We start from the raw sequence: 13348 nt of genomic DNA on the forward strand, positions 1-13348 counted from the left end.
GAAATTAGCTCCGATGAATACTCAGTCCGGCAAAAGACTGTGTGACAGGCATCATTTCAAGGGTGTTAATGTTGACATGAGCGGGTAAGGACGCCACCCACCATACCGCTTCTGTAACATCTTGCGGGGTCAGGGCAGTGGTATTTTCGTAGGCTTTTTCAGCTTTAGCGTCATCGCCTTTGAAACGTACGTTAGAGAATTCCGTACCGCCAACCAGACCCGGTTCAATGTCGGTAACGCGAATCGCAGTGCCGTGTAAGTCAGTACGTAAATTCAGGCTAAACTGGCGAACAAACGCTTTGGTCGCACCGTAGACGTTCCCACCAGCGTATGGCCAACTGCCCGCGGTAGAACCGATATTGATAATATGACCGCGGTTGCGCTCAACCATGCCTGGCAGAACGGCACGGGTCATATAAACCAGGCCTTTGTTGTTGGTGTCGATCATATTTTCCCAGTCTTCAACGCTGGCCTTGTGGGCTGGCTCAAGGCCCAGCGCCAGACCCGCGTTGTTGACCAGAACATCAATATCGCGCCATTCAGCGGGTAAGGCGTTCAGCATCTCTTCAATTGATGCACGATTACGTACGTCCAGTTGCGCGGTATAGAGGCGGTCACCCAGCTCATCTTTGAGTTCCTGCAGGCGCTCCTGGCGGCGTCCGGTGGCAATAACTTTATGCCCATTCTCAATAAAACGACGCGTAATGCACTCACCAAAACCTGCGGTTGCTCCGGTTACTAAAACGATCATCTCACTGTTCCTCAACGCTTTTTATGTAGTACTACCATAGCACGTCATTTCCGTTCAGAGCTATTCCTGCTTAACGCGATTGCGGTCGATTCCCGGGAAGTCTACTCTGGTAAACAAATCGTTTTCAGGAGTGAAAGATGTCGTTAACGAATCCATTTTTACACCACAGCACATTGCCGTATCAGGCACCGCAGTTTGATCAGATCGACGTGCAGCATTATCGTCCAGCGTTTGATGAAGGCGTGCGGCAAAAACGCGCCGAGATCGACGCTATTGTGCAAAACTCACAGGTTCCTGATTTTGCTAATACGTTGCTGGCGCTTGAACAAAGCGGGGGGCTGCTCACGCGCGTGACCAGCGTTTTCTTCGCGATGACGGCGGCGCACACCAACGATGAACTACAGCGCCTTGACGAAGAGTTTTCCGCAGAGCTGGCGAACCTTGCCAATGATATTTATCTCAATGGCGCGCTTTTCGCCCGTGTCGAAGCTGTCTGGCAACGGCGTGGTACGCTAAGTCTGGATAGCGAATCAATACGTCTGCTGGAGGTCGTGTATCAGCGTTTTGTACTGGCCGGCGCCCGTCTGAACGAGACCGATAAAGCTAAACTTAAAGCGCTCAATACGGAGTCAGCCACGCTGACCAGCCAGTTCAATCAACGGTTGCTGGCAGCAAACACGTCAGGTGCTATGGTGGTGGATGATATCCGGCATCTGGAGGGGCTGAGCACAGAAGAAATTGCCGTTGCCGCCGAAGCTGCAAGGGCGAAAGGGCTTGAAGCGCGTTGGGTTATCCCGCTATTAAACACAACACAGCAACCGGCGCTTGCGGTTTTACGCGATCGTCAGACCCGCGAAAAATTGTTCACCCGCGCATGGACGCGGGCTGAAAATGATGATGGCAACGACACGCGAGCTATTATTCAGCGACTGGTAGCAATCCGGATGCAGCAGGCGCAACTGCTTGGTTTTGCCAATTACGCAGCCTGGAAAATTGCCGACCAGATGGCAAAAACGCCGGAAGCGGCACTGACATTTATGCGATCTATTGTTCCAGCCGCGCGGGCGCGGGCGTTGGATGAGCAGGCTGAAATCCAGAACGTTATCTTTCAAGAACACGAGTCGTTTAGCGCCGAGGCCTGGGACTGGTCGTTTTATGCCGAGCAGGTCCGTCGTGAGAAATATGACCTTGATGAGGCACAGCTCAAACCTTACTTTGCCCTGGATTCGGTGCTGAACGAGGGCGTTTTCTGGACGGCCAATCAACTCTTTGGCATCAAATTCGTTGAACGATTCGATATTCCGGTTTATCACCCGGATGTTCGGGTATGGGAAATATTCGATCATGATGGCGTAGGGTTAGCGCTATTTTACGGTGATTTCTTTGCCCGGGAATCAAAAAGCGGCGGAGCCTGGATGGGCAATTTTGTTGAGCAATCGCTGCTTAACGAAACCAGACCGGTTATTTACAACGTCTGTAATTATCAAAAACCTGCGCAGGATCAGCCTGCATTGCTGCTGTGGGATGATGTTATTACGCTATTTCATGAATTTGGACATACATTGCACGGTCTGTTCGCCACTCAGCGTTATGCCACGCTTTCTGGGACCAACACTCCGCGTGATTTTGTCGAGTTTCCTTCACAGATCAACGAACACTGGGCGAGCCATCCTCAGGTCTTTGCCCGTTTTGCCCGACATGTTGATACCGGGGAGCAAATGCCGCAGGCATTGCGGGATAAAATGCAGCGGGCCAGTCTGTTTAACAAAGGTTACGACATGACCGAACTGCTCAGCGCGGCATTGCTGGATATGCGCTGGCACTCTCTGGAGTTGAGCGAGTCATCTCATCCGGTCGATCAATTTGAACAGCAGGCGCTGGCGGCGGAAGGTTTGGATCTCAAGGCCGTGCCGCCGCGTTATCGCAGCAGTTATTTTGCCCATATCTTCGGTGGCGGTTATGCCGCAGGTTATTATGCCTATCTGTGGACGCAAATGTTGGCCGATGACGGCTATCAGTGGTTCGTAGAGCAGGGCGGATTAACCCGTGAAAACGGACAGAAATTCCGCGAAGCAATTTTGTCCCGCGGAAACAGCACTGATTTAACTGAACTTTATCGCCAGTGGAGCGGGCGTGAACCGCGCATGGAACCCATGCTGGAACATCGTGGCTTGAGCGCTTAAGACAGGTCAGCCAGAAAATTGAACCGGGCGTGGTGCCCGGTTGTTAGCTGGATTTTTTCTTCAGCAAAATGAATCGTTGTTGGGTATTGATGCCTTGCATCTCATAGAGACGCTCGGGTAGGGAGTGCTGCTGGTGAAAGGTCGGCATTGTTTTCCTGTTCTTACGTTACTTGACTGGTTTGCTTTGGGAAGGAAGGTAGGTATTGCCGCAGTTGGGGCAGACTAACGTTATGTTGTTTTTTATTCTCGACAGGCTGTGCATTGACTGGCGGCAGCAGTGAGGACAGGTACTTTTCACTGGTCGTAAAGTACGCATCTTAATATCTTTGAGTATCGACATATTGATTGTCCTTGTGATGGGGTGCTTACCATACACTATGAAGCAATAAATAGCTCATTTTATAACCATTGCGATGACATGGATTACTGTACGGTTTGCAAGAATCTCATTAGCGGCCAACATGTCTTATAGAAGGTAGTTACGTTTCGTTTAACGTTCATTGGGGTTGTCGATGATAGATTAGCCAACTATCCGTTATCTTCGCAGGGAATTGCCAGGTAGCGTATAAAAGCAAAACACAAATCTATCCATGCAAGCATTTACCGCTGGTTTATCCGGCGGTTTTTTTTATCTGTACATCAGGGAAAAGGTGCCGGGAGGGGGAATTCAGGTAAAAAAATGGCCCCTTGTGCAGCTACGCAGCAAGGGGCCGGGTCGGTTCAGGACTATCTCCGTTCATCAATCATCCCATCTGTGGCTAAAATACGCGGCCAGGAAACCGGAAAATAAAATAATTCCCAGAACAGCCATAAAAATATTCATATTACCCAGCATAGTAAATGCTCCTTTATTTGTGAGTTTCCTCTCTTACCTTAAGTTCACCTCGCTTATGACTATAGTAGCAATTCAATCTTAAACAAAGGCTGAACTGTGTGATTATTTCGGCGGAAAAGTAAAATTTTGACGTGATTACGTCGGGAAAAATAAATAATAGTGACAAGGCACGGTTATCTGCGAACAAATAACCATATTTTTATACCGGGGCGCGCCGTTATGACCGTGTGTGACAGACACAGATTGTTGCACGTTTATAATGCAGAGTTGTCTCATTGTGGTTCAATCTTTCACGCGATTAATCCTTCTGGCGGCAAAAATTAATACTGATTTTTGTGCCTAAAATTCTAATTCATTGATTTTATATGATGTTTGAATATCTGGCATCGTTTTTGCCTTATCACTTCTGAATACCCTTAATTTGCACCGTTTTGTCTGCCCGGCGGCACCGGAGCTTTCAACAAGACTAATTTCAGGAGTGAAACTATGCAGCGTCGTACATTTTTAAAAGCTTGTGCGCTTTCCGCCTCTGTTGTCGCAATGGGAATGAGTATTAGCGTTCAGGCGGCCGACACTATTAAGGTTGGCATCATGCATTCGTTATCCGGCACCATGGCTATTTCCGAAACGCCGCTGAAAGATGTGGCGTTGATGACTATTAATGAAATCAATGCGCAGGGCGGTGTATTGGGCAAAAAGCTGGAACCGGTGGTGGTTGACCCGGCTTCGAACTGGCCGTTATTTGCTGAAAAAGCACGTCAGTTACTGAGCCAGGACAAGGTAGCGGCGGTTTTCGGTTGCTGGACATCGGTTTCGCGTAAATCGGTTTTACCGGTATTTGAAGAATTGAACGGTCTGCTGTTTTACCCGGTGCAATATGAAGGTGAGGAGATGTCGCCTAACGTCTTCTATACCGGCGCTGCGCCTAATCAGCAGGCGATCCCGGCGGTTGAGTATCTGATGAGTGAGGACGGCGGCAGCGCTAAGCGCTTCTACCTGCTGGGTACGGACTATGTCTATCCGCGTACGACTAACAAAATTTTACGCGCCTTTTTGCATTCGAAAGGCGTGGCCGATAAAGACATTGAAGAGGTGTATACCCCATTCGGACACAGCGATTACCAGACCATTGTTGCCAGTATTAAAAAATTCGCCGCAGGAGGAAAAACGGCGGTGGTATCGACCATCAACGGGGATTCTAACGTTCCATTCTATAAAGAGTTAGCGAACCAGGGCCTGAAAGCCACGGATGTACCGGTGGTGGCATTCTCTGTGGGTGAGGAGGAGTTGCGCGGTATCGATACTAAACCGCTGGTGGGCAACCTGGCTGCGTGGAACTACTTTGAGTCCGTAGATAATGCGGCCAACAAGAAGTTCGTCGCGGATTACCGGGCGTATGCCAAAGCGCATAAGCTACCGAATGCTGATTCGGTGGTGACCAACGACCCTATGGAAGCCACTTATGTTGGCTTGCATATGTGGGCGCAGGCAGTAGAAAAAGCCGGAACTACCGATGTGGATAAAGTCCGGGCGGCTATGGCAGGACAATCATTCGCAGCACCATCAGGATTTACCCTGACCATGGATGCGACCAACCATCACCTGCATAAACCCGTCATGATTGGCGAGATTGAAGGCAACGGCCAGTTTAACGTGGTGTGGCAAACCGAAGCGCCGGTTCGCGCCCAGCCGTGGAGTCCGTATATCGCCGGTAATGATAAAAAATCTGAACAGCCCGTTAAAACCGCCAGCAACTGATCTTACGCCCTCCTGCGGGAGGGCAACGCTTTGGAGAATGCTCATGAAAGCCATGCGCTTTATTCGTGGTGTGTTGTTGCTGACGTGGCTTTTGCCGTGGATAGCGCAGGCCGCAGATGCCGATACCTTTACCGCCGCCAACCGGACTCAGCAGGCCGCCTTGCTAGAACAATGGTCGGTAAAACCCGACGTTCAACGCTTGCCGGTGCTCAAAGCGCTGAGTGATGAGAACCTGCTGACAGATAACGCGAAAAACGCGTTCATCATGAACGGCTCGCACGTACAACCGCTAGGAACGGCGGCAGGTCCGAACGGCGAGCTAAAAAAAATCCGCCTGACTAACCGCCTGCGTAATCTGGTTGCCGGAACCTTGGCCGTCCACCAGCTCTTAAGTGACAGTGTCACGCAAAGGAGCGGGGCAGCGCGTACATTACAGCGTGAGGCCCAGCCGGGGATGCTGCCGTTTTTGCAGCAACGACTGGCCCAGGAGCCCGATGCTGACGTGAAATCCTTACTGGCTATTGCACTGGCAAACCTGCAACTGACCAGCACCTCGCCTGAGATCAGACGTCAGGCAATCGAACTGCTAGGGGCGTCGAACGATCCTGAAACCCAGGCGCGCCTGCAGCCATTCACCCATGCTGAACATGAACCTGATGCCCGCGTTCGTGCTGCCGCTGACGAAAGCCTGAATTCCATCGCGCATCGCATGAAGGTTGGCGATCTTCTTGGACAGGCATTTATGGGATTGTCGCTGGGCTCCATTTTGCTGCTGGCGGCATTGGGTCTGGCGATAACCTACGGCTTACTTGGCGTCATTAATATGGCGCATGGTGAGATGTTAATGCTCGGCGCTTACGGTACCTGGATGGTGCAACAGCTGATGGGCCAGTTTTTCCCGCAATGGTTGGCCTGGTATCCGGTTATTGCGCTTCCGGTCGCCTTTTTGCTTACCGCTGGGGTTGGAATGCTACTCGAGCGCGGAGTGATCCGCCATTTATACGGGCGTCCGCTCGAAACCCTGCTGGCAACGTGGGGGATCAGTCTGATGCTTATCCAGTTAGTGCGTATGTCCTTCGGCGCGCAAAACCTTGAAGTCGCAAATCCCGAATGGCTTTCCGGGGGCATTCAGGTTTATGCCAATCTGATTTTGCCGTGGAACCGAATTGTGGTGCTTGGCTTTGCCATTCTGGTGCTGTTCTTCACCTGGCTGTTGTTGAATAAAACCCGTCTCGGACTGCGCGTACGTGCGGTGACGCAAAATCGCAATATGGCGGCCTGCTGCGGCGTACCTACCGGACGAGTGGATATGCTGGCCTTTGGTCTTGGTTCAGGGATTGCCGGACTAGGGGGCGTAGCGCTCTCGCAGTTAGGCAACGTAGGACCGGAGCTGGGGCAAAGCTACATTATCGATTCGTTTCTGGTGGTGGTGCTGGGCGGAGTGGGACAACTCGCGGGGAGTGTAGCCGCTGCGTTTGGGCTTGGGATTTTCAACAAAATTCTTGAGCCTCAGGTGGGAGCTGTTCTCGGTAAGATTATGATTCTGGTGCTGATTATTTTGTTTATTCAGAAACGTCCTCAGGGGCTGTTCGCGTTGAAAGGGAGGGTTATTGACTGATGACGATGCCAATGACATTAACGCTGGCGCGTAAAGCGCCACGCGCGACACGCGTCCTGGGGCTGGGTTTACTGCTGGCGCTGATTATTCTGCCGTTTCTGGCGCTGTTACCTGCGGATCATCCGCTGGCCATATCGGTGTGGACATTGACTCTGGCCGGGAAAATTCTCTGCTATGCCATTGTGGCGGTGGCGCTGGATCTGGTGTGGGGCTATGCGGGAATGCTCTCGCTGGGCCACGGTATTTTCTTTGCGCTGGGGGGATATGCGATGGGAATGTATCTGATGCGCCAGGCTTCCGGCGAAGGATTACCAGCCTTTATGTCGTTTCTGTCGTGGACCGAGCTGCCCTGGTTTTGGTGGGGAACGCAACATTTTATCTGGGCGATGTTGCTGGTTGTGCTGGTGCCGGGCCTGCTGGCGCTGGTATTTGGCTGGTTTGCCTTCCGTTCAAAAATCAAAGGGGTCTATTTCTCCATCATGACTCAGGCCCTGACTTTCGCCGGAATGTTACTGTTTTTCCGCAACGAAACCGGTTTTGGGGGAAATAACGGTTTTACCGGTTTTACCACCATTCTGGGATTTCCGGTGACCGCGACCTCAACCCGTATCGCACTGTTTCTGGCGACGGTCATGCTGCTGGTGCTGGCAATATGGCTGGGACTGGCGCTGGCCCGCAGTAAGTTTGGTCGAATTCTCACTGCCGTGCGCGACGCCGAGAACCGACTGATGTTCTGTGGTTACGATCCGAAAGGTTTCAAGCTGCTGGTGTGGACGCTTTCCGCTGTGCTGTGTGGCCTGGCGGGGGCGTTGTATGTCCCGCAGGTGGGAATCATTAACCCCAGCGAAATGTCGCCGACCAACTCGATAGAAGCGGCGATTTGGGTTGCCCTTGGCGGGCGTGGAACCCTGATTGGCCCGGTATTTGGCGCCGTACTGGTGAACGGCGCTAAAAGCCTGTTTACCGTCATTATGCCGGAATACTGGCAACTGTTTCTTGGCCTGATCTTTATTGGCGTTACGCTGTTTTTACCTCGTGGTGTGATGGGTCTGTTTCGCAAGGGAGACAAATAATGCAGCCAGATGAAGGGCTTTTTACTCGCCAAATGCCAGGCGATCGGTTTCGCAACCAAACGGACCCGGTGCTCCAGTTGGAAAAAATTAACGTTAACTTCGATGGCTTCCAGGCGTTAACGGATCTCACGCTCAATATTGGCGTTGGGGAGCTGCGTTGCATCATTGGTCCCAACGGTGCCGGAAAAACGACGCTAATGGATGTTATTACCGGCAAAACCAGGCCGCAAAGTGGTCGGGCGATATACGATCAGTCGACCGATTTAACAACGCTGGACCCCATCGCCATTGCACGTCAGGGGATTGGGCGGAAATTTCAGAAACCCACGGTATTTGAAGCGTTAACGGTAGAGGAGAATCTGGAGCTGGCGCTGAAAAGCGATAAATCTGTCTGGGGCTCTTTACGGGCGCGCCTCACCGGCGAACAACGGGATCGTATAGATGAAATACTGGCGCTGTTGCGGCTGGGCAACGAGCGAGCCCGCCGCGCCGGGCTGCTTTCTCACGGGCAAAAACAGTTTCTCGAAATTGGCATGCTGTTGGTACAGGAGCCGCATTTACTGCTGCTGGATGAACCCGCGGCGGGCATGACGGATGCTGAGACGGAATACACTGCGGAGCTGTTTCGTAAGCTTGCCGGGAAGCACTCGCTGATGGTTGTTGAGCACGATATGGGATTTGTCGAAACCATTGCCGATCGCGTCACGGTCTTACACCAGGGACGCGTTCTGGCTCAGGGAAGTCTGCGCGAAGTGCAGGCCAACGAGCAGGTTATTGAAGTTTATCTCGGGCGTTAAGGAGCACAAATGCTGCAGGTGAAAGAACTGAATCAATATTATGGTGGCAGCCATATTCTGCGAGGTGTGAACTTTGAGGCGCGTATCGGCGAGGTGACATGTCTGCTGGGGCGTAACGGCGTGGGGAAAACGACGCTTCTGAAGTGCCTGATGGGGCTTATTCCTGCCCGCAGTGGGAGTGTGTTCTGGCAGGAGAAAAATGTCACTCACTGGAAGCCGCATCAGCGGGTCAGGGCCGGGGTGGCGTATGTACCACAGGGGCGCGATATTTTTCCGCGTCTGACGGTAGAAGAGAACCTGCTGCTCGGCCTTTCCCGTTTTTCAGCACAGGAGGCCAGACGTGTGCCGGATGATATCTATGCGCTCTTTCCGGTGCTACAGGAGATGAAACATCGGCGGGGCGGAGATTTGTCCGGCGGGCAACAACAGCAACTGGCGATTGGACGAGCGCTGGCCAGTCGCCCGCAGTTGTTGATCCTCGATGAGCCCACGGAGGGGATCCAGCCGTCAGTGATTAAGGAAATTGGGCAGGTGATTTCTCAACTGGCGCACCGGGGTGACATGGCCATTTTGCTGGTGGAGCAGTTCTATGATTTTGCGCAGCAATTGGCCGACAAATACTTACTCATGTCGCGAGGCAGCATTATTCAAAGCGGTGACGGTAAAAATATGGAGTCCGAAGGCGTTCGAGGGCTGGTCGCCATTTGAGATTCGCGACAGAGCGGCTTTGGCTCTGTCGCGATCATCATTAGCAGACCGCCGTCTGGCTCCAGGGTTTGGCGCGCATACCTTTTATCATTAGCGCCCAGGCAAGAACGATCGCCACCATCAGCGCCACAAACAGCGACCACGGCGGCAATGTGGTTAAAATGACGCCGCTGACTAATGGGTTTACCGCTGCGCCCAACCAGCCTAACGACTGGGCGGAAAAATAGCTGGCTTTCATTCCTGCAGGCGCGATGTTGTCGATGAGCATGTATTCACCCGGTGCGTAAATGACTTCGCCGATAGTGAAAAAGGCTGCAGAAATGCCCCATAACACCAGGTTGTTGCCGGAGAAGGTAAAGCCAACCAGACCGACCACAAAGAACAGCGTGCCCACAGTCATTAGCGGGCGGATATTCGTGGCGGTGAGCCTGCGCCCGAGGGCATATTGCAGTGATACCACAATGGCGGCGTTAACAGGCAGGACGACTGCTACCACTTTCTCGGCAAAATCGCCGTCTGCAACCACCATAACGTATTGCGAAATACAGGACGCAAAGGCACCACCAACGAATGACGCCAAAAATGCTGACAGCGTAAACCAGAATAATGCTCTGTCGCGTAGCAGTACCGAGGGGGACCAAACTGCGGCGTTCAAACCTTCTGATGCTGCTGGTGAACGTTTTACCCAGGTCTGGATAAACACCAGAGGGAGTGCTGAACATGCAGCAGCGAGCCAGAACGGCAGGTTAATGCTTTGCATCACCAGTAGCGTGCCCAGCGGTGGGCCTACGGTCCAGCCGATGTTCAGCACGGTATAGTTAAGCGAGAAAATTTTAGTCTTGTTGGTCGCCGAGAGATTATCGGCAAACCAGGCTTTCAGCACCGTGGCGAAGACGGAGTAGGCGCAGTTGATCAGGGCAAAGAGCAAAACCACTAACACTACGTTATGCACCAGTGGAATAGCAATAAAGCCAGAGGCAAAGCCGCAGATAGCCAGCAGCATATAGCGTTTTTTATCAAACTTGTCGGCCAGAATACCAAAGCCAAGGCTGAACACGACGCCAATGGTCAGTGCGACCGTCATCGCATAACCGATCAGGTCGACGCTCAGATTGTACTGTCGGCTGAGGTAGATCGTCATAAAGGGCAGCGTGGCGCCACGCCCAATCGTTAATAACAATGATGACGCGAGTAACGCGAGAGTGGACCTTCTCAGAGAGATATTCATTTTCCTGCCCGACAATGCATGTTGTTATGTTTTTTTTAGATATCAGAAACAAATAGCATGCTAAAAGTGTGATGTACACTCAATAAGTTGTCCGAAAATGCCCTGTGTGGCCTACCTGAATTAATGATCTGTTACGGCACAACGATTTCCGTTACTTTAATTTGTTTACAAAAATTTAATATTCGCAGGGGCGGTGGTATGTCGCGTAAAGACGGGTTATTAGCGTTACTGGTCGTTGTGGTTTGGGGGCTGAACTTTGTCGTCATCAAAGTGGGGCTGCACAATATGCCACCCTTAATGCTGGCTGGGTTGCGTTTTTTACTGGTGGCATTTCCGGCGATTTTCTTTGTTGCCCGGCCGAAAATTCCGCTTTCACTGCTGCTCGGCTATGGGTTGACCATCAGTTTTGGGCAGTTCGCGTTTCTCTTTAGCGCCATCAAATTCGGTATGCCTGCCGGGTTAGCTTCTCTGGTATTACAGGCTCAGGCGTTTTTCACCATCATTCTGGGGGCATTCGCCTTTGGTGAGCGTCTGCAAGGTAAACAACGGGTAGGAATCGCGCTGGCCATATTTGGCGTGCTGGTGCTGATTGAGGCCAGTCTGCACGGACAGCATGTCGGCATGCTCGGTTTTATGCTGACGCTGGCGGCGGCGCTAAGCTGGGCCAGCGGTAATATCTTTAATAAAAAAATCATGCAGCATACGTCACGCCCGGCCGTGATGTCGTTGGTGGTATGGAGTGCGTTGATTCCTGTTGTCCCATTCTTCCTCGCCTCAATACTTCTCGATGGCCCAACGCAAATTATCCAAAGTCTGGTGACGATAGATATGACCACCATTCTGTCACTGGTTTATCTGGCGTTTGTGGCGACCATTGTGGGTTATGGCATCTGGGGATCTTTACTCGGGCGTTATGAAACCTGGCGTGTCGCGCCGTTGTCGCTGTTGGTGCCGGTTGTTGGACTGGCGAGCGCGGCCGTGCTGCTGGATGAAACGCTTACCGGATTACAACTGCTCGGTGCGCTGCTGATCATGGCAGGATTGTACATTAATGTGTTTGGCTTTCGGTTGCGTAAGACTGCGCAGGCGAGAGGGTAAAAAAAAGCCCCGCAGTGACGGGGCAAAAAAATTACAGGTTGCGCATATTGTAATAAGGCACACCTAATTCGTCGGATTTGTCGCTGCCTGCACCCATATGATTAAAATCGAACGGGGACCGATCGTGCGCAGGCGGCATAATCATCGCGTCACGACTGTTTTGTGTGGCAGGTTGCGCGGTCTGTTCCGCCATGCTCTGGCCCGAAACAACATACAGCAGAGCCAGCATCGCATAAGACAGAAGTTTCATGATTTCCTCGGTTACGTCGTTAACTGGCGATTAGCAATTACATTGATTGAGTGGCAGCAAATAGCGTGATTCGCCGTGCATATTCGTCATACGGTATTTATGCGGTGGAACATCAAAATAGTTTTTGAATGTCCGGGTCAGCGTTTGCTGGGACTCAAAACCGTAACGCTCCGCCAGATAAAGGATCGGCTCGTTACTCTCTTTTAATTTTTGCGCTATTTCAGTCATTTTACGGCTACGGATGTATTGACCCAGTGAATGGCCGGTTTCTTTTTTAAACATCCGTTGCAGGTGCCATTTGGAGTAACCTGAACGCTCTGACACCTTTTCCAGCGAGAGCGGCGATTCAAGGTTATTTTCGATCCAGTCCAAAATGCTATGAATAGTGATTGTGTCAGTATTGCGTCTGGACATCGTCATACCTCTTTCTGTTTACGGCAGGATTTTCTTAAGCAAATGCTCAAGCGTGGTCACTTCATCCACCGTTAAGTTTTTTGTTAGTTCCTGGTGCAGGTCTTGCCCTACTAATTGATGACACTGCTCGCAAATTGCCGCGCCATGCTCGGTGAGTTTCACCAGCACGCCTCGCTTGTCATGTGGATTCGGAAGCCTTTCTATCCAGCCTTTACAGGCCAGCCTGTCCAGCATCCGCGTCAGGGCGCCGAGATCGACAGACAGCACTTTTTTCAATTCGACAGGGGTAATACACACCGCGCAACGGATGGAGCAGAGCACCTTGAACTGTGATGCCGTGATATCCAGCGGTGACAGATAGTCGTTTAGCAAACGATCTTTTTTCTGATTAACCATGTAGATCAAACGACCCAGTGGGATGATTTCGTTAAACAGATCACTGGTGCTTTTCACAATGGTTGCCCTGGCAAGTAGTTAGTCACGGCTGATATTATTGCTTAGGCAAATATAAGTCAAATGAATGGGTCAGCAAATGCCACGTTTTGCTAAATCATCAGACTCAATATCTGGCGAGTGGAATTTTAACGGTTTGAAAATTATGGTTTATACGTGCGGATGAAAAATGAATCCTTACA

The 13348-nt window shown here is 51.5% G+C and carries 14 protein-coding genes; 7 read left to right on the forward strand and 7 right to left on the reverse strand.

From position 1 onward, the window contains the following. Positions 1–4: 4 nt before the first annotated feature. On the reverse strand, positions 5–751 hold the full coding sequence (gene ydfG / locus WC7_RS14155) for a bifunctional NADP-dependent 3-hydroxy acid dehydrogenase/3-hydroxypropionate dehydrogenase YdfG (RefSeq protein ID WP_016153061.1): 747 nt from the start codon (positions 749–751) through the stop codon (positions 5–7). A 137-nt stretch (positions 752–888) separates the two neighbouring features. Here ydfG and dcp point away from each other — a divergent pair, with 137 nt between their 5' ends. Then, positions 889–2934 (forward strand): peptidyl-dipeptidase Dcp, encoded by a 2046-nt coding sequence (gene dcp, locus WC7_RS14150; RefSeq protein ID WP_016153062.1) that lies wholly within the window; start codon positions 889–891, stop codon positions 2932–2934. A gap of 166 nt (positions 2935–3100) precedes the next feature. On the opposite strand, the gene WC7_RS27325 is transcribed toward dcp, so the two are convergent. Further along, complete coding sequence (locus WC7_RS27325; RefSeq protein WP_213083734.1) at positions 3101–3274, reverse strand: YnfU family zinc-binding protein; 174 nt, start codon at positions 3272–3274, stop codon at positions 3101–3103. 399 nt (positions 3275–3673) lie between these two features. Beyond that, the gene (gene mgtS / locus WC7_RS26680; protein WP_003032406.1) at positions 3674–3769 is read right to left on the reverse strand and encodes a protein MgtS; all 96 of its coding nucleotides are present in this window, start codon (positions 3767–3769) and stop codon (positions 3674–3676) included. Positions 3770–4255: 486 nt separating this feature from the next. Here mgtS and urtA point away from each other — a divergent pair, with 486 nt between their 5' ends. The 5 genes from urtA to urtE are packed head-to-tail and all read left to right on the forward strand — an operon-like array spanning position 4256 to position 9723. After that, on the forward strand, positions 4256–5527 hold the full coding sequence (gene urtA / locus WC7_RS14140) for an urea ABC transporter substrate-binding protein (RefSeq protein ID WP_016153064.1): 1272 nt from the start codon (positions 4256–4258) through the stop codon (positions 5525–5527). Between the two features lie 43 nt (positions 5528–5570). Further along, complete coding sequence (gene urtB / locus WC7_RS14135) at positions 5571–7145, forward strand: urea ABC transporter permease subunit UrtB (protein ID WP_016153065.1); 1575 nt, start codon at positions 5571–5573, stop codon at positions 7143–7145. Continuing rightward, positions 7145–8218 carry an urea ABC transporter permease subunit UrtC gene (gene urtC / locus WC7_RS14130; protein ID WP_016153066.1) on the forward strand — a complete coding sequence of 358 codons (1074 nt, stop codon included), beginning with the start codon at positions 7145–7147 and terminating at the stop codon, positions 8216–8218. Before urtB ends, urtC begins: the two co-directional genes overlap by 1 nt. Then, positions 8218–9015, forward strand: a complete 798-nt coding sequence (urtD, locus tag WC7_RS14125; protein ID WP_016153067.1) for an urea ABC transporter ATP-binding protein UrtD — start codon at positions 8218–8220, stop codon at positions 9013–9015. The genes urtC and urtD overlap by 1 nt, the downstream gene beginning before the upstream one ends. Positions 9016–9024: 9 nt before the next feature. After that, positions 9025–9723 carry an urea ABC transporter ATP-binding subunit UrtE gene (urtE, locus tag WC7_RS14120; RefSeq protein WP_016153068.1) on the forward strand — a complete coding sequence of 233 codons (699 nt, stop codon included), beginning with the start codon at positions 9025–9027 and terminating at the stop codon, positions 9721–9723. Positions 9724–9763: 40 nt separating this feature from the next. On the opposite strand, the gene ydeE is transcribed toward urtE, so the two are convergent. Next, positions 9764–10951, reverse strand: coding sequence for an efflux MFS transporter YdeE (gene ydeE, locus WC7_RS14115; RefSeq protein WP_016153069.1), 1188 nt, complete (start codon positions 10949–10951; stop codon positions 9764–9766). A gap of 198 nt (positions 10952–11149) precedes the next feature. Between ydeE and eamA the strand changes: the two genes are divergently transcribed. Then, the gene (gene eamA, locus WC7_RS14110) at positions 11150–12049 is read left to right on the forward strand and encodes an O-acetylserine/cysteine exporter (RefSeq protein WP_016153070.1); all 900 of its coding nucleotides are present in this window, start codon (positions 11150–11152) and stop codon (positions 12047–12049) included. 31 nt (positions 12050–12080) lie between these two features. On the opposite strand, the gene marB is transcribed toward eamA, so the two are convergent. The 3 genes from marB to marR are packed head-to-tail and all read right to left on the reverse strand — an operon-like array spanning position 12081 to position 13166. Further along, entirely contained in the window at positions 12081–12299 is a 219-nt protein-coding gene (marB, locus tag WC7_RS14105) for a multiple antibiotic resistance protein MarB (protein ID WP_016153071.1), read from the reverse strand. Between the two features lie 30 nt (positions 12300–12329). Beyond that, positions 12330–12713 (reverse strand): MDR efflux pump AcrAB transcriptional activator MarA, encoded by a 384-nt coding sequence (marA, locus tag WC7_RS14100; protein ID WP_003032424.1) that lies wholly within the window; start codon positions 12711–12713, stop codon positions 12330–12332. An 18-nt stretch (positions 12714–12731) separates the two neighbouring features. Then, complete coding sequence (gene marR, locus WC7_RS14095) at positions 12732–13166, reverse strand: multiple antibiotic resistance transcriptional regulator MarR (protein ID WP_016153072.1); 435 nt, start codon at positions 13164–13166, stop codon at positions 12732–12734. Between the last annotated feature and the right edge of the window lie 182 nt (positions 13167–13348).

This window comes from Citrobacter sp. KTE151 (assembly GCF_000398845.1).
Classification (GTDB): domain Bacteria; phylum Pseudomonadota; class Gammaproteobacteria; order Enterobacterales; family Enterobacteriaceae; genus Citrobacter; species Citrobacter braakii.